Source organism: Arthrobacter sp. TWP1-1, from assembly GCF_049897845.1.
Taxonomy (GTDB): domain Bacteria; phylum Actinomycetota; class Actinomycetes; order Actinomycetales; family Micrococcaceae; genus Specibacter.
Genome location: NZ_JAFCXC010000001.1, coordinates 597247 through 613109 on the forward strand (window position 1 = coordinate 597247; position 15863 = coordinate 613109).

At 62.8% G+C, this 15863-nt stretch carries 14 protein-coding genes; 5 read left to right on the top strand and 9 right to left on the bottom strand.

Going from position 1 to position 15863, the window contains the following annotated elements:
- Positions 1-90 precede the first annotated feature (90 nt).
- Positions 91-2160, bottom strand: coding sequence for a TPM domain-containing protein (locus ACP7B9_RS02855; RefSeq protein ID WP_425860561.1), 2070 nt, complete (start codon positions 2158-2160; stop codon positions 91-93).
- 257 nt (positions 2161-2417) lie between these two features.
- Here ACP7B9_RS02855 and ACP7B9_RS02860 point away from each other — a divergent pair, with 257 nt between their 5' ends.
- The gene (locus tag ACP7B9_RS02860) at positions 2418-4115 is read left to right on the top strand and encodes a S1C family serine protease (RefSeq protein WP_425860563.1); all 1698 of its coding nucleotides are present in this window, start codon (positions 2418-2420) and stop codon (positions 4113-4115) included.
- 116 nt (positions 4116-4231) lie between these two features.
- Here the strand turns inward: ACP7B9_RS02860 and ACP7B9_RS02865 are convergent, their stop codons facing one another.
- Positions 4232-5581, bottom strand: a complete 1350-nt coding sequence (locus tag ACP7B9_RS02865; protein ID WP_425860565.1) for a permease — start codon at positions 5579-5581, stop codon at positions 4232-4234.
- On the bottom strand, positions 5578-6405 hold the full coding sequence (locus tag ACP7B9_RS02870) for an ABC transporter ATP-binding protein (RefSeq protein WP_425860566.1): 828 nt from the start codon (positions 6403-6405) through the stop codon (positions 5578-5580). The genes ACP7B9_RS02865 and ACP7B9_RS02870 overlap by 4 nt, the downstream gene beginning before the upstream one ends.
- Positions 6406-6642: 237 nt before the next feature.
- Between ACP7B9_RS02870 and ACP7B9_RS02875 the strand changes: the two genes are divergently transcribed.
- Both ACP7B9_RS02875 and ACP7B9_RS02880 read left to right on the top strand, forming a co-directional pair.
- Positions 6643-7467, top strand: coding sequence for an electron transfer flavoprotein subunit beta/FixA family protein (locus tag ACP7B9_RS02875; protein WP_425860567.1), 825 nt, complete (start codon positions 6643-6645; stop codon positions 7465-7467).
- Between the two features lie 10 nt (positions 7468-7477).
- Positions 7478-8446: an electron transfer flavoprotein subunit alpha/FixB family protein gene (locus ACP7B9_RS02880; protein WP_425860569.1), complete on the top strand. Its 969-nt coding sequence runs from the start codon at positions 7478-7480 to the stop codon at positions 8444-8446.
- Positions 8447-8539: 93 nt separating this feature from the next.
- Here the strand turns inward: ACP7B9_RS02880 and ACP7B9_RS02885 are convergent, their stop codons facing one another.
- From ACP7B9_RS02885 to ACP7B9_RS02895, 3 genes are all read right to left on the bottom strand, one after another.
- Positions 8540-9343 carry a class I SAM-dependent methyltransferase gene (locus ACP7B9_RS02885; protein WP_425860571.1) on the bottom strand — a complete coding sequence of 268 codons (804 nt, stop codon included), beginning with the start codon at positions 9341-9343 and terminating at the stop codon, positions 8540-8542.
- Between the two features lie 62 nt (positions 9344-9405).
- Positions 9406-9879, bottom strand: coding sequence for a tRNA (cytidine(34)-2'-O)-methyltransferase (locus tag ACP7B9_RS02890; protein WP_425860573.1), 474 nt, complete (start codon positions 9877-9879; stop codon positions 9406-9408).
- Between the two features lie 57 nt (positions 9880-9936).
- Positions 9937-10908, bottom strand: coding sequence for a DnaJ domain-containing protein (locus ACP7B9_RS02895; protein WP_425860574.1), 972 nt, complete (start codon positions 10906-10908; stop codon positions 9937-9939).
- On the opposite strand from ACP7B9_RS02895, the gene ACP7B9_RS02900 reads away from it, so the two are divergent.
- Positions 10885-11979: a diacylglycerol kinase family protein gene (locus ACP7B9_RS02900; RefSeq protein WP_425860576.1), complete on the top strand. Its 1095-nt coding sequence runs from the start codon at positions 10885-10887 to the stop codon at positions 11977-11979. The two genes, ACP7B9_RS02895 and ACP7B9_RS02900, sit on opposite strands and share 24 nt — an antisense overlap.
- A gap of 50 nt (positions 11980-12029) precedes the next feature.
- Positions 12030-12749, top strand: a complete 720-nt coding sequence (locus ACP7B9_RS02905; protein WP_425860578.1) for a hypothetical protein — start codon at positions 12030-12032, stop codon at positions 12747-12749.
- Positions 12750-12763: 14 nt separating this feature from the next.
- Here the strand turns inward: ACP7B9_RS02905 and ACP7B9_RS02910 are convergent, their stop codons facing one another.
- The 3 genes from ACP7B9_RS02910 to ACP7B9_RS02920 are packed head-to-tail and all read right to left on the bottom strand — an operon-like array spanning position 12764 to position 15766.
- Positions 12764-13591 (bottom strand): pyrimidine reductase family protein, encoded by an 828-nt coding sequence (locus tag ACP7B9_RS02910; RefSeq protein WP_425860580.1) that lies wholly within the window; start codon positions 13589-13591, stop codon positions 12764-12766.
- Positions 13548-14501 (bottom strand): dihydropteroate synthase, encoded by a 954-nt coding sequence (gene folP, locus ACP7B9_RS02915; protein ID WP_425860582.1) that lies wholly within the window; start codon positions 14499-14501, stop codon positions 13548-13550. The genes ACP7B9_RS02910 and folP overlap by 44 nt, the downstream gene beginning before the upstream one ends.
- 8 nt (positions 14502-14509) lie before the next feature.
- Positions 14510-15766, bottom strand: coding sequence for an NAD(P)/FAD-dependent oxidoreductase (locus tag ACP7B9_RS02920; RefSeq protein WP_425860584.1), 1257 nt, complete (start codon positions 15764-15766; stop codon positions 14510-14512).
- Between the last annotated feature and the right edge of the window lie 97 nt (positions 15767-15863).

Below are 15863 nucleotides of genomic sequence, written 5' to 3' on the forward strand. Positions count from 1 at the left end.
ATCGTAGAAAATATTCGTTGGAGCCGTCCGTAAACCGAGTCTAGAGGACGGACCCCCATTCTTTACCGAAGCCGAAGCCGAGGGAACGGGCTAGAAGTTGCCGCCGCTTCCACCGAAGCCGCCGCCACCGCCACCGCCGCCACCTCCACCGAAGCCGCCACCACCGCCTCCGCCGAAACCTCCTCCGCCGAAGCCACCGCCTCCGCCGAAACCTCCTCCGCCGAAGCCACCGCCTCCGCCGCCTCCGGAGAGGAGACCGCCAATGATGCCACCGAGAATGGCGCCGCCCATGCCCCCACCCATGGAACCGCCACCGCCGCCGCCATAGCCTCCGCCACCGCGACCGCCGAAGCTGTCCACATCATTCTGGGCGTATTGAATGGCCTGCTGGGCCAATTGTTGGGCTTGCTGCGCGTAGCTCAGGGCATTGCTGGGATCCGAATCGGCGATCGAGCGCGCGTAGTCAAAGTTCCGTTCGGCCTCGGACAAACGCGTCCTGGCCTCAGATCCCACGCCTCCTCGCCGTGCTGCAATGAAGTCCTTGGCTGTGGCAATCGTCGACTGGGCCCCGGAAAGCGTCTGCTGCAGGGAGGCCTGCGCCCGGAGGGTCTGCTGCTGCTGGTCGCGGATACCTGTCAGCAATTCATCGAGCTGGCTGTGGGCCTGCTGAACCGCAGCAAGCTGCCCCACCGGATCGGGCTTACCGGCGGCCGTGTTCATACGGACGTCGTTGAGCGCGGCTTCGGCGGCCTGGACGGTCGGGGCGTAGCGGGCAAACTGGGCCGAGGCCACCATTGACTTTGCCTGTTCCAAGTCTGCCAATGCTGCCGGGAGCGCCGATTGCAAGGTGGCGGAGGCGTCGTGGATTGCGCCCCCTGTCTTGGAAATCGCCTCCAGTAGCACGGTGGATTGCTGCAGACTCTGCTGGGCGGCATGGACGGAAACGGCGGCTCCGGCCGTATCAGCGGCCGCCAGCTTCGCATCGGCATCGGCAGCGGCCGTGTCAACAAAGTCCAGACGTTCATTGGCCTGGGCCACGTTATCTCGCACCGGTGCCACAGCGGCATCGGAGTACTGGGAGGTCAACGCGGCCAATTGCTGCTCGGCGTTGGCAACGGCTGCACGCGCTGCACCGGCCTCAGTGCGGATGGTGCCCAGAACCTGCGGGGCCGTACGTTCCAGCTCACGCAACTCGTCAAAGGAGACCTTCTCGGCATCCAAGGCCGCATTGGCGTCCTCGCTGCGCTTGATGATTTCACCGAGCCACGTGCGCTGTTCCTCGACGGTGTCCGGAATCTCGTCGTCGAGTTGCTGCTGCAACTTGAAGGACTCCGAAAGATGCATCTTTGCGTTATTCAGGGCCTCTTGGAAAGGCTTCACGGCGGCATCGCCATAGGAGGCCTGCGCAAATCCGATCTCGTTTTCGCTGGTCTTGATCGCATCATCGGCGGCAATCAACAGGGAGCCGGCCTTGGCGCGCAACTCCGGAACTGTCATGCCAGCGTTGGGATCCAGCGGCTGGCCATCGGAACCGTAACCCTTGCCTGTGGCTTCCGCGGCGTTCTTCTTGCGCTTGTTGCGCAGGTACATGGCAGTGCCTGCACCGCCGACGACGACGGCGCCGCCCACTCCCAGCGCCACGAACCCACCGGTTGGGTCAGGTACTGTGCCACTACCGCCACCGGCGGCATCGCCCAGTGCTGCGGCTCCATCAATGGCGGCCTGAGCCCAATTGCCGTCGGCCAGCTGTGGCTTGATGGCGTTGGCCTGAATACTTTGATTCTTGGTTTCAGTGATTACGGACTGATCGGCCAGGAGTGCATATTTACGGTCCTGAACGGCGATCACCAAGAGAGCGTCATTGGCGCCTAGCTGCTTTTTGTTTGCTACCTGTTGGCCCCAATCGACTCCCGTCTCGCCGTCAAAGGAATCCACGTAGACAACAAAAAACGTCATGCCGTGGTCCTGGCCAAGTTTGTCGATGGCCGTCTGGACATCGGCCTTCTGACTACCAAGGACGTTGGCGTTGTCAACGATGTAGCTTCCGCCGGGAATGTCCACCGGAGATTCGGCCTGTGCCAGTCCGACGGGGCCCACCATGAGGGCAAGCAAGGCCAGCACCGCTAGGAGGGGGGAAAAACGCTTCAACCGTGCAAACATCGCTCACCTTTGACTGTGGGACCACTGTGGAGATCGGCCTTAGTACTTCAAACGATACTATGGCGGTGTTTGAATGGCGTGAGTGATTTTCCGCTCTGCGAATAACCGTTCCATAGTGGTCCGTCAGGAGATAATGAAAGCTGGGAGACCTTCACAGCTACCTTCCAGCAAACGTTCGCCAAGGCCTCAGCCTAGGTCGAGAAGATGAGACTCAGATAAAGAATTCGTCACATGAGATTTCAATGAAGGGAAAGCTGATGAACGAGAACAACGGTGAAGACACCACCGGCATCAACCAGCAAAACATCCACACCTCTCAGGTGCCGGAGACCGCAGCTGTTCCCGAGAATGAAGTTCCTGAAGCAACTGCTCCGGAAACACCCCGCGCCCCCCAGCCTGTTGCCTCTCAGTCGTGGCAGTCGAGCACCCCACCGCCTCCGCCAGCACCAACTCCTGCTTACGGCGCTCACCGCTATGGTGCCCCGGACGCCTCACAGAGCCAGGTGTCCTCACAGAACCAGGCCTCTCCCCAGAATCCCACGGAGCGCATCCCCACGTACGGTGCGTCCGCAGCTGCCGGGGCGCCAGCCCCGACGGCGGCCATCCCTACTTCCGCCAACCCCACGGAGCCCATCCCGTCGCCCTCTGGGGCAACTCATGCGGCAACGGGACACGCCGGGCCGGGGTATCCGACGTCGAACGCGTATCCGCACGCCTTGCCACCGGCGGTCACAGCGCCGCCCAAGGAGCGCAAGAAGGTTGGCATGGGGTTGTTTGCGGGCAGTGTTCTGGCCGCGGCCCTCGTTGGCGGTCTGGTGGCAGGTGGATCCATGTTCCTGGTAGACCAGCAGAGCAACGGATCGGCCACCGGTGCGAGCCAGCAGAGCGCACCGCTGGTAGTCAATAACACCAGCGACGTGAACGCTGTGACGGCGGCAGCGGCCAAGGCCATGCCGTCCGTTGTGACGATCTCGGCCACCAGCGGAAGCTCGGGCGGCACAGGATCGGGCATCATTTTGGACGCAGAAGGCCACATCCTGACCAACACGCACGTTGTGACGCTCGACGGCGCAGCAGCCCATGCCACCATCGAGGTCCAGACCAGCGACAACAAGGTTTATGCGGGGACGATCGTGGGAACCGACCCGCTCTCGGACCTGGCGATCGTCAAGATCGACGCCCCGAATCTAGTGCCAGCCACGCTCGGTGAATCCGGGAAGATCAATGTTGGCGATACCGTCATCGCCATCGGCTCCCCGCTGGGGTTGAACGGAACTGTCACCGACGGCATTGTCTCTACGCTTAACCGCACCATCCAGGTGGCATCCTCAGCCGTACCGGAGGAGACCAGTGACGAGGCCCAGACCCCTGATGACAGCGGCAACGGCTTCCGTTTCTCTCCTCCGGGTGGCGGCACGGATACCACCGCAGCGCAGGGGACCGTCAACCTGAACGTAATCCAGACCGACGCGGCCATCAACCCCGGCAACTCCGGCGGCGCACTGGTCAACTCCAACGGTGAAATCATCGGCGTCAACGTGGCCATTGCCTCAACCGGAAGCTCGTCCGACGCCAGCAGCCAGAGCGGCAACATCGGTGTGGGTTTCTCCGTGCCGATGGACCAGGCCAAGCGGGTTGCGGAGGAAATCATCAAGAACGGCTCGGCCAGTCATGGTCAGCTCGGTGTTTCCGTCAGCGGAACCAGCTCGAGCGGATCGGACAGCGCCTTCTCCACCGGCGCCACCGTTGGCGAGGTAACCTCCGGCAGCGCCGCGGACAAGGCAGGTCTGAAGAAGGGCGACGTCATTACCAAGCTCGGCAACCGCACCATCAGCGACCCGGCCGAACTGACCGCAGCAGTCCGCGAGCAGGCCGGAGGTGCCACCGTTGCCGTGAACTTCACCCGGAGTGGCAAGGAACAGTCGGCAGACGTCACGCTGGACACCATGAAGTAACCTTTCGCTGGCGGCTCATCAGCCCAAAGCACACAGCCCCATCCGGCGCCACAATGGCAGCTGGATGGGGCTTTTTTATGTTGCGCGGATTGTGCCTCGAGGATTACACCTTGCGACTATGCCTCTCGAAGAACCGAGTTCAACACGGGGGTCGACGCGGCCAGCCCCGCCCAGACTAGACCGATGCCACCAGCCAAGACTGCCGCGATCACCAACACGGACAGGGGTGCAAAGATCATGGCCATACCCGTGAGCGGGAACAGGAGGACTCCGGCCAGGGCGGCCGAGCCCGCTGTGACAATTTGTACCGGCCACATCACGGCCCGCTTGCGGGCTGCGTCCATGACAGAGCGCGGCATGCCCAGCCGGTCAAGACTTATGTACAGCTCGCGGCGGTCAAGGATGGCAGCGGCCTGATTCACGCCGGCGCTGGACGCCACGAGCAGGAAAGAAGCGACCACAGTAATTAACACACCCGTGCGCATATCGTTGAAGAGAGTCTCATCGGCGGTATTTTGGGCCTCGCCTGCGGAGTTGAGGATCGCCAGACCCGTGCCAGCCACCACGGCGATGAAACTTGTCATGGACAAGGAGCTGACCTGCCGCCAAGCAGCCTTGGGTGATTCAAGAATGGTCCGGGCTGCCAAAAGCCGCACAGGGGTAGTGGCCTTGCGCAGGCCCCGGCCGGCCAGCAACTTCAAGGCAAACGGGCCCATGAGGTTCAACAGGGCCAGACCGCCCGCGAAACTACCGCACAGGACCACTATCATGATGGCAACCGAACCACTGGCTGTAACGCTGGACATGACGGCGTAGAGAACCACGGCGGCTCCGGTCCCAAGGGCCAATCGGAGCCAATGGACCGTGGGCGGCTTTTGCCGCGTACGAACCCCCAAAGGTGACAACACCACAAGGCGTAGGCCAATAGCGGAGCTGACGGCGGCTAGCAGAATCAGGGATGCCACGGCTATCAATAGGGCGCCTGCTGGGAGCCACAAAGTCGCCAGCCCCAGGGCTTGGCCTTGAAAGGGAATCAGGGCAATGGCGGGTAAGGCTGCTGCATAGAGGAAGATTCCAGCTACCACACCCACTACGGCGACGAGCGTGGATTCAACCACGGTCAGAACAGACACCAGCGCTGGCGTCCCGCCCAGCAACCGCAGCGTGGATAGTCGCTCGTCACGGCGTCGGGCAGAAAGTCTGGCCGCAGAACCGCCAAGGGTCAGCATGGGCAGCACCATCAGGGACACGGCAAACGCTGCCAACATTTGGTAGGTGCCCGCGGTACCGGAGGGGTCATTGGGCGTGGCGTTCGTGAAGAAACTCATGGCACCGGCCAGCACAATCAGCAGCAGGGCCGTCACCAACGCAAAGGCGAGGGCAGGCAGCGCGATGACCGCTTTGCTCCCCGGCGCCGGCCGGGACATCATCCAGAGAATAGAAAAGGTGGATTTCACGGCTTTCACGGCTGGCCCGCCCAATCTTGGCCGGTAACAGTGGTGCCCTGACCCATCGAGGGATGCGCGGACATGGGGTTGAAAGGCTGCTGCATATAGGTGGTTCCCGCGGAGAGTGGCGCTGGCCTGCCGGGTATGACCGCAGCGGCACCCAGGTGGGCCGACGGCGAGTGGGACAGCACGCCGTCGTGCATAAACAAGGTGCGGCTGCAGCGGGAGGCAACAGTGGGATCGTGGGTGACAAGGACCAGGGTGTTGCCGCGTCCGGCCGTGGCGTCAAGGAGTGCGCCCATGACGTCGGCGGAGGTGTTGGAGTCCAGCGCACCGGTGGGTTCGTCGGCGAAGACGATGCGGGCGCCGGTGACTTGGGCGCGGGCAATGGCGACGCGCTGTGCCTGCCCTCCGGAGAGCTCGCCGATGCGGCGGTTCTCCATCCCCGTCAGGCCGAGGTGGGCCAGCCATCCGGCGGACTGTGCTTCGGCGTCGCGTCGCGGAACACCATTGAGCATGAGCGCCAACGCCACGTTTTCGATGGCCGTCAGCTCGGGAATCAACAACCCGGACTGGAACACAAATCCAAAAGCCTCGCGGCGCAGCTTGGATCGCTGGGTCTCATTGAGGGCCGTCACATCGGTGCCGGCATAGTGGACGCTGCCGGAATCAGGGGTGGTGATGCCAGCCAGCGTGTGCAGGAGGGTGGTCTTGCCCGAACCGGAGGCGCCCATGATGGCCACGGATTCGCCGGCATGGATCTCGAGATCAACGTTGTTCAGGGCGATGCCCGCGCCATAGCGTTTGGACAGGGAGCGTGCGCTCAAAATTGATGAAGTCATACCTCCACTGTGCCGTCGGTTCGGGGGCGTAAGCATCGGGCCACAGGGTGAAAGTCTTGCGGCGGCGTCCACCCGGGGGAGGAGAAGCTGGCCGCTCCCGTGTTCGCTTGGAGTAAAGAATCGTCCCGCCAAATTCCGGCTCCGGGCCGTCACGAACTAAGCTGTGGGAGTAGGCCAAGGGCGAACTGGCGGCACCCGCCCCGACAAGGGGGAAGGGCGCCGCTCAACCATCCGTCCATGACACAAAGGACAGCAGTGGAAAACTCAGCACTGAACGTTGTCGTACTGGTCAAATATGTGCCAGACGCACAATTTGACCGACACCTCACAGGTGATGCCCGCACGCTTGATCGCAGCGAGAGCATCCTTTCCGAACTCGATGAATACGCGCTGGAAGCGGCGCTGGCATTGACAGATGCCCGCGGTGGCGCCAAAGCCGGCAACACCGTCACGGCGCTGACACTTGGCCCGGCTTCTGCCGCGGCCGCCGTAAAGAAATCACTGCAGATCGGCGCCACGCAGGGCCTGCACGTCACGGATGACGCGCTCGCAGGCTCCGACGCCTCCGCAACGTCGCTGGCACTGGCCGCAGCCATCAACACGCTTGGTCCGGTGGATCTGGTCATCACCGGCATGGCCTCCACCGATGGTGAAACCTCCATCATCCCGGCGCAGCTCGCGGCGCGTCTGGGTCTTGCCCAGATCACTTTTGCCTCATCCCTTGAGCTGGACGGCACAACCCTGACCGCTCGCCGCGACGGTGACGATTTCTCCGAGGAAATCCAGGCCACGCTGCCTGCGCTTGTTTCCGTGACGGATCAGGCCAACGATCCTCGCTACCCGAACTTCAAGGGCATCCTCGCCGCGAAGAAGAAGAAGGTGACCACGGTGTCCCTGGCAGACCTGGGGTTGGCACCGTCCGCCGTCGGGCATGCCGGGTCCCTGACCCAGGTGTCCGCGGCAGCCGAACGCCCCGCCCGCACCGCAGGCACCATCATCACCGATTCCGGCGATGCCGGCATCCAGCTCGTTGACTTCCTGGCCGCGCAGAAACTGATCTGAGGAACCATACATGACTGCAATTGTTGTTTACATTGATCAGCTCGACGCCCCCGGCAAGCTTTCAAGCACGACGCACCAGCTGTTGACTCTTGCCCGGGGTGCCGGCGAACCGGTGGCTGTTGTGGCCGGAGCCGTCGGAGCCGAGGTGCTCGCCGAGCTTGGTGCTTATGGCGTGACCCGCGTGCTGCACTCCGAGCAATCCGAACTGGGCGAGTACCTGGTTGCGCCCAAGGCCGATCTCGTGGCGCAGGCCGCTGCCGCCGTATCCGCTAGCGCAGTGCTGGTGGATAACAGCGCCGCTGGCAAGGAAATTGCCGCACGAGTCGGTGTCACACTCAACGCCGGCGTCATCACCGACGCCGTTTCCGTGAGCTACGACGCCGGCACCCTGGTTGCGCACAAATCCGTCCTTGCCGGGTCCTACACTGTGGAGGCGCGGGCCACTTCGGCTGTGGCCGTCATCAGCGTAAAGTCGCACAGCGTGGAAGCCGCCGTTGCGGAATCGGCTGTTGTTCCCGCCGTCGAGCTTGTGGACGTGGCGTTTGCCCCGGCCAGCCTTGCCGCACGGGTTGTTTCCCGTACGCCGCGTGCAGCCTCGGGCCGCCCGGAGCTGGAAGACGCCCGCATTATTGTCGCTGGTGGTCGCGGCGTGGATGGCGATTTCACCCCCATCGAGGAACTTGCCGACGTTTTGGGTGCCGCCGTTGGTGCTTCGCGTGCGGCAACCGATGCTGGCTGGATCTCCCACGCGTCGCAGGTGGGCCAGACAGGAAAGAAGGTCTCCCCGCAGCTGTACATCTCGGTTGGTATTTCCGGTGCCATTCAGCAGAAGGCTGGCATGCAGACCTCGAAGCTCATTGTGGCGATCAACAAGGATTCCGAATCGCCCATCTTTGAGATTGCCGACTTCGGCATTGTGGGTGACCTGTTCCAGGTCCTGCCGCAGGCCGTGGAAGAAATCAAGAAGCGCCGGGCGTAGCCTCCGCTGCAAAAATGCCGCTGCTCCTGCTTATTGCCGCCCGTACAACGGTGGCAATAAGCAGGAGCAGCGGCATTTTTCGGTGACTGGAATTTAGTTCGGCACAGTTCCCGTGGCGATCATGGCGTCGGAGTTCATTTCGACGTGCGGGCCCACAGATTTGATGAAGTCGCGCCGGACACGGGCGATGGCTTCGGGGTCGCGGGGGAGCAGGGTCCGCCATCCGCTGCCCATGACTAGGTTCCAGGCCATGGCGTCATCGACGGCAAGGGTGAGCGGATGAGTGGTCACGGAGACGTTTTCCAGCCCGCGATCCCCAAGCCAGGTGCCCAGTGATTCAACAGTGGCCACGCGTGACATGTTTTGGTTGGGCAGCGGAATCACGCCGGCCAGCCGGGGGCGTTCCTTGATGGCAGCCTCAAGAATGCGGCCGGCAAAAGGCTCAAGGGCGCCCTCGATCCACGTGCTCGTGACGAGGCGGCCACCGGGGCGGAGCATGGAGGCCAGGTGTTCAACACCGGCTTCCATGTCGGAAAAGAAAAACATGCTGTAAGAACACAGCACCGCATCGAAGGTGCGGTGCCCGCGCCACTGCGTGACATCGGCTTCCGTCAAGGTGGTGTTAAGGATGCCGCGTTCGGCAAGGTTCGCGGCAGCGATGCGCAGCAACCCGGTGGAAATGTCGACGCCGTCGACCGTCCCCTGCGGACCTACGGCCAGGGAAGCCGGAATGGTGGCTGCCCCTGTTCCGCAGCAGGCGTCCAGTACCTTCTCGCCCGGCGCCAACCTAGCCGCGGCAACGACGTCGCGGCCCATGGGATCCCAGAGCTTGTCCGACCACGCCTCAAATTGCAGCGCTCCGTCGGTGAACGCCAAACCAGGATCGCGAGCGGACATGCATACCTCCAGTAGATAAAAAAAGTTCCGGCCGGACCTTGTACAGGACCGGGCAGTGGGTCTTATGCCTGGATTTGTGCCCCGGCGAAGTCATTTTGACGCCATGCCTCGAAGACGGCGATCGAGGCTGCATTGGCAAGGTTCAGTGACCGCAATGCGGGCAGCATCGGCAGCCGGACGCGGGCGGTGACGTGAGGATCGTGTTTGAGCTCATCGGGCAGGCCGCTCGATTCACGGCCAAACATGAGCACGTCCCCGGGCTGGTACGAAATGTCGGTGTAGTTACTTTCACCGTCGGAGGTGAAGGCGAAGACCCGCTCGGGTGCCAGTGCTGTCCAGGCGTCCTCAAGACTTTTATGGACAGTCACCACGGCAAGATCGTGGTAGTCCAGCCCGGCCCGGCGCAGCTTGGCGTCCGAGAAGTCGAAGCCAAGAGGCTCCACCAGATGGAGTTCGGCGCCGGTGATGGCAGCCAAGCGGATGGCATTGCCGGTATTGCCGGGAATTTCGGGGGTCATAAATAGGATGCGGAACACGCCTTTTATCCTACGCCAGCCGTCGAGATGTCATGACCGGCACTCGGGCCCGGACGCCTAGTACATGCCGCCAAGGAGCCGATCAAGCACGTGCAGATCCACAACGTTGGGCGAGGGACCGGAGGCCAAAAATTGCTTGGTCTCACGCACAAAACGGGCCGCGTTGGCAACGTTGACCGTGTTGGAGCCGTCCGGGTCGGTGCCGCGGGTGTAGTCAATGACGGGTTCAAAAAGGTTGCCGGTGCTGCTGTGAACGCAGACCCAGGCCGTCACATTGCACTCGGGGAAAAGATCCTGCAGCGCTCGCGCGGCAGGAATCAACTGCGGCGGAGCCGCAACGCGGCTGCCGTGAATCAACACATTGCCGTCCCAACGGAAAGCGCCGTCGGGAACCAACATGGAACCAATGATGGCAATCCGGTACCCGGACACCAGGACGTGATCCATATAGCCGTTGCCGTGCGGCGCGGTGAGCCCGTTGATGAGCCGTGCTGCCGGAATCCCCGGCAGCACCTGCTGCATGATGAGCTGCGCGGTACGGGCCTCCCGGGCCAGCCTTGATGACGCACCAAATAGCCCGCGCTTCCGGGGTGCTCCGTGGACGGGCTGGGCCGCGGTGGGGCGGGGCATGATCGGAGTCTCGCCCGCAGCGAGGTCTTCGTAGGCGGGAAAGTAGATGGCCGGATCGCCGGCGGTACGCCGTTCCTCCGGTGCACGCCGCGTCGTGAACCCGTCAAAGCCGCTGGGTGAACCGTAGCCCGGTGACTCGTTCTGGGATCCGGATGTCCCTGCGCGTGAACCCTTGGCGCCCGAACCACCAGAACCATAAGAGCGGTCATATGCCTGCCTGCGCGCCGGATCCGCAAGGATCTCGTACGCTTCCGTGATTTGGCGGAACAGGGCAGGGTCTCCGCCCCTGTCCGGGTGCGCGATCCGGGCAGCCTTCCGGTACGCGATTTTCACGTCGCGTTCGGAGGCAGTGCGGGCAAGTCCCAGGACTTGGTAATGAGTGAGGTGCTTCTCGCCCACGAGGGACCTTTCGCTAGCCAGGCTGTGCAGGAGTTCATTCTAGCCGCCGACACTGGCCGTTATATCAGGGCACAATTTCCCCGCGGAGGCTCCGGCGCTGTCATACTTTCACTTGCCATGAACACGTTCCCCAGTACCCCAGCCAAGTCCGCCGCGGACACCGCACGCACCATTGCCGTGGCCATCAATCCGCGCGCCGCCGTTGGCCGAAAAGGTGCCAAATCACCCGGGCAAACCGGTGAGATGGTGGTAGCCCGCCTCCGCGCAGCCGGGCACCATGTCAGTGTCCTGCGCCGCCGTGACTACAAGGCGCTGGCAGAAGCGGTCGACGCCGAGATCACCGCAGGTGCCCAAGCCCTAGTTGTGGTCGGAGGCGACGGCATGGTCCATCTCGGGGTCAACGCCGTGGCGCACAAGAAGGTCCCACTGGGCATCATCCCGGCGGGAACCGGCAACGATACCGCCCGCGGATTGGGCCTCGATCTCCACAATCCGGGCGCCGCCGTCGACCATTTCCTCAGGTGCAGCCAGCGGGACCCGCGCGCCGTGGATTTGGGCCGGATCGAACGGGCTGGCGCCGGGCCGGTTTGGTTCATGGGTGCGCTCTCGGCCGGCTTCGATGCGCTGGTTAACGAGCGCGCCAACAGGTGGCGATGGCCGCGCGGACCCATGCGCTACAACCTTGCGATCCTGCGCGAACTGGCTGTCTTGAAGCCGCTGAACTACTCCCTGGTGGTCGACGGCCTGGCTCGCAAACAGCAGGGTGTGCTCATTTCCATCTCCAATGGCACCTCGATCGGTGGCGGCATGAAAATCACCCCCGAGGCAAAGTACGACGACGGCCTGCTGGATCTGTTCATTGTCTCGCCTGTGTCGCGGAGCAAGTTCCTGAGGATTTATCCGCTGGTTTTCTCGGGCCGGCACACCGGCAGCCCCGAGGTCAGGATTGAGCAGGTTGTGGAGGTGGCGATTGATGCGCCCGGACTGGTTGCGTACGCGGACGGGGAACGGATCGGGCCGTTGCCGGCGACGGTCAGGGTGGATCCCGGCGCAGCGTTGTTGTGGGCGTAACGGCGCGGTCCTGTGGCAGGATTTGCGGGCGCATCGGTACAGTGGAACGTGTGAATCAACAAAGGGGATCCAAGCTGCGGGCAGCCTCCGGTATGGCAGTCGTGGCGCTGGCTATCGCTCTGACGGGGTGCAGTATTGCCGTCCCGTCGCCGTCGCAGCCAACGGCCGGGAACTCAGCCCCGCCACCCACCTACGCGGCGCCCACCGTGGTGGCCGGACACGATGCTGCCAAAGTTGCCGCCGCACCCATGACCTTTGAAGCCGGAAACACTCTTTCGGACGGCGTGGCTGTGGAATTCAGCGATATTCTCGGCCAGCCGCCACAGGATTACTCCGCGACGCCGGGACCGCCGGAGTGGAAAATTGTCAAGGACAAGGTGGCTGGGCAGACTCAGTACACGAATGACGCCGGCTGCCAGGTGGCTTACTGGACCACCACCCATCAGGGTCCACTCATTACGGCTGGCGATGACAAGACATCCACCCTCAATTTGCTGAAGTACCTGATTCCCTCCGTCATCGCTGAATCCCTCGGTGAAGCCAAGTTGCCGTGGGTGGCTGAGGCGGGCAAGGCAGGAGCGGCCATTACCTTTTACAGTTTCACCACCAAAGCTGGGAAGGACGTCATGGCCAGCACGGTGTGGGCGCGCATGCTTGGCACAGCTGATACGGGTCTGCTGGTGAGTCTTGCCTGCCCCACCGACGCACTGCTGGCCTCCACGACGCCAAAGGTGATGGAGAAATTGTCGGTGGCCCCGCCGTCGAGCTAGACGGGCTGACGGAGCTAGTTGGGCTGGTGGACGTAGCGCAGGAACAACATGGAGTCCGCTTTGAGGATCCGGGTGAGTGACATGGCGCTGGCCGCCGCTGACGCCTGCGGGCCGTGGGCGATCCGGCCGGCCGGACCGCCCACCAGGAGCGGTGAAACTGTGAGGTTAAGTTCGTCAACCTTTCCGGCAGCCGCAAAGGTGCCCAGCAAGGTGGGACCGCCTTCGGAGTGGATGCGCTTGTAGTTCCGGGCGGCCAGTTCAGAAATCACCAGCGCAGGATCCAAGGCATCCTTGCCAACGGTGACCAGCTCGGCAACTTCTGCCAATGTCGCGACACGATCCCGCGGCGCCACATCCAACGCCGATTCAAGGGTCAGAATGAGCGGCCTGACTGGCGCCTGGGTGAATACCTCGAGGTCCGGGTCAAGGTTTAACGACCCCGAAACGATCGCCAACGGGGGATGTTCCGGAAGCCAATGGTCATGACGCCATCGCTGTGCGGGCGCACTCAATAGCTCTCCGCCATAGCCTTCGGCCCTGATAGTTGCGGCGCCGACAAGGATGACGTCGGCCGTTTGCCGCAACAGCGAGAAGACCCGCAGGTCCCAGGGGTTGCCCAACTTTCCAGACAGGCCGTCCATCGTGGCGGCGCCGTCAATGCTAGAGATGAAATTGAAGCTCACCCACGGCCGGACGGCTGCCCCGTTTTCCGGCGGCGCTGCCAGCAGTTCCTGGTCCAGTTCCGCACCGGAAAGCAGGGTGGCGTGGGGGAAGATTCTCTCGATCATGGCCGTGTCCTCAACCGTTGCTGCGTTCGGGGTGGGCAGGCTCGTTGAGGTCACCCATATTGTGTTTGAGATAGGCCGGTGCCCGCCATCCCAGCGTTGCCTCGGTCATGCGAATGGCCGAGTTGGCCGATGCAACATTGTGCATGCGCAGGATCCGGGCGCCTCCCAAAATGCAGATCACGCCCGTGGCCAGCGAGCCCTCGAGCCGCTCATGCTTTTCCTGATTAAGGGATTCGCCGATGAAGTCCTTGTTGGATACGGCGGCAAGGGCGGGGAAGCCCAACGCGGCAATCTCGCTGAAGCGGCGGGTGATTTCCAAGGTGTGCAAGGTGTTCTTGTTGAGGTCGTGCCCGGGATCGATGATGATCTTATCGGCAGGGACCCCCAAGGAGATGGCCAATTCCACCTTCTCAGCCAGGAATGCTGCCACCTCGGTGACAACGTCGTCGTAGTGCGGCCGAGGGTAGACCGTTCGGGGCTTTGCCAACGAATGGGTGATGACCAGGTGCGCGCCGTACTCCGCGACAACGGAAGCGATCTCCGGATTGGCCAGCCCCGTGGTGTCGTTGATGACGTTGGCGCCGGCAGCGATGCTGCGGGCAGCGACCTCGGGCAAGAACGTGTCCACGGAGATGATGACATCGCTGGCCGCAGCCACCGCGGCGATCACCGGCACCACTCGATCACTTTCCTCGTCGGCGCTGAGCGCCGGCCCGGGCGCAAACGGTACGCCACCAATGTCAACCCAGTCCGCACCGTTTTCCACTGCCGCAAGCGAGGCGGCCACCGCAGCATCCAGCGCAAAGGTGGCTCCGCCGTCGTAAAAGGAATCCGGGGTGCGGTTGATGATGGCCATGAGCGCAACCTGGCGGCTGAAATCCAAGGTGCGCGGCCCAAACTGGTGGACAGGGTGGATCAGCGGTGGCGCGTAAAACGGGGAAGTCGCTGTGGGGAAAGTCCTCATACTCACCATCAAATAGCCTCGAGCGGGGTTTGCGGGTCAGCCAGCTTAAGCGTGTCGATATTCCGTTGGGATGAAATCAGCTCCTTGATGGTGTCCTGCACATCCCACATGTTCACGTTCATGCCCGCCACCACCCGGCCATCGAGCACCCAGAAAGCGATGAACTCACGCTTTTCAAGACTGCCGCGAATCACCAGCTCGGCGTCCTTGGTTAACGCACCGAAGCCGGAATACTCCATGCCCAGGTCAAACTGGTCGGTGTAAAAATACGGAATGTCATCCAGCATGGCGTCCTGGCCCAGCATTGACCGCGCGGCAACCTTTCCAGCGGCAATCGCATTGGCCCAGTGCTCCGAACGAGCGAACGATCCGGTGACCGGATGCATGGCATTGGCCACATCTCCGGCCGCAAAAACATCGGGTGCGGAGGTTTGCAGCCCGGCCGTGACCTCAATGCCATTGTTGATGGTGAGCCCAGCCTCCCGCGCCAAGGCGATGTTGGGGATCACGCCCACGGCCACAATGACAATGTCGGCCGGCAGCCTCACGCCGGTCGTGGTCAACACATGCGTCACCACACCGTTGCTGCCTTGGATCTCGGTAGCGCTCGCCGGCAACACAAATTTCACGCCTGCTTCCTTGTGCCGGTTCGTAAAGACGGTGCCAAGCTCTGTTCCGATGGCGGCCGACAACGGCACCTCCTCCAAGCCCAGCAATGTCACATGGTTGCCCAACTCGGTGGCCGTGGCGGCGATTTCCATACCAATCCACCCGGAACCAATCATGACGACGTTCTTGCCGCCGCCAGTGAATTCGGATTTCAAGGCAACGCTGTCGGCCTTGGTTCGAAAGGTGTACACACCCTTAAGTTCGACGCCGGGCAGCGGAATGTGGCGCGGGGCGGCACCTGTCGCGATAAGCGCCTTGGCATACGGGAGGGTGGTGCCGTCGTCGAGGGTGACCGTGTGGGCCTGTGGGTCTAAGGCCGTTGCTGCCGTTCCGGTCATGAGGGTCACGTTGTTCTCGGCGTACCAGCTTGCGGGGAGGGGGAGCAACGCGTCCTCGCCTTCCTTGCCGGCGAGGAAGCCCTTGGACAGCGGAGGACGCTGATAGGGAGTCTCGGATTCCTCAGCGATGATCGTGACGGTGCCGGCGTAGCCCTCCTTACGCAGAGTTTCGGCGGCCGTGGCGGCAGCCAGACCACCGCCAATGATGACCATGCCGACGGCGGGGGAGTGGGCGGAGGTGCTAAGTGGCTCATTCATGATCGAAACTCTTTCCGGTGGAAAATTGTGTTCCTTGTATGAATTTGTATGAATCGGTGGCCCAACCGGTGCGTGGGGCAAAGCGGATCAGCGGCAC

Bases quoted from the DNA above. Each gene is read 5' to 3' on its own strand.
- ACP7B9_RS02855 (WP_425860561.1), bottom strand. From the start codon at position 2,160: ATGTTTGCACGGTTGAAGCGTTTTTCCCCCCTCCTAGCGGTGCTGGCC.
- ACP7B9_RS02860 (WP_425860563.1), top strand. From the start codon at position 2,418: ATGAACGAGAACAACGGTGAAGACACCACCGGCATCAACCAGCAAAAC.
- ACP7B9_RS02870 (WP_425860566.1), bottom strand. From the start codon at position 6,405: ATGACTTCATCAATTTTGAGCGCACGCTCCCTGTCCAAACGCTATGGC.
- ACP7B9_RS02875 (WP_425860567.1), top strand. From the start codon at position 6,643: ATGACACAAAGGACAGCAGTGGAAAACTCAGCACTGAACGTTGTCGTA.
- ACP7B9_RS02880 (WP_425860569.1), top strand. From the start codon at position 7,478: ATGACTGCAATTGTTGTTTACATTGATCAGCTCGACGCCCCCGGCAAG.
- ACP7B9_RS02885 (WP_425860571.1), bottom strand. From the start codon at position 9,343: ATGTCCGCTCGCGATCCTGGTTTGGCGTTCACCGACGGAGCGCTGCAA.
- ACP7B9_RS02900 (WP_425860576.1), top strand. From the start codon at position 10,885: ATGAGTGAGGTGCTTCTCGCCCACGAGGGACCTTTCGCTAGCCAGGCT.
- folP (WP_425860582.1), bottom strand. From the start codon at position 14,501: ATGAGGACTTTCCCCACAGCGACTTCCCCGTTTTACGCGCCACCGCTG.
- ACP7B9_RS02920 (WP_425860584.1), bottom strand. From the start codon at position 15,766: ATGAATGAGCCACTTAGCACCTCCGCCCACTCCCCCGCCGTCGGCATG.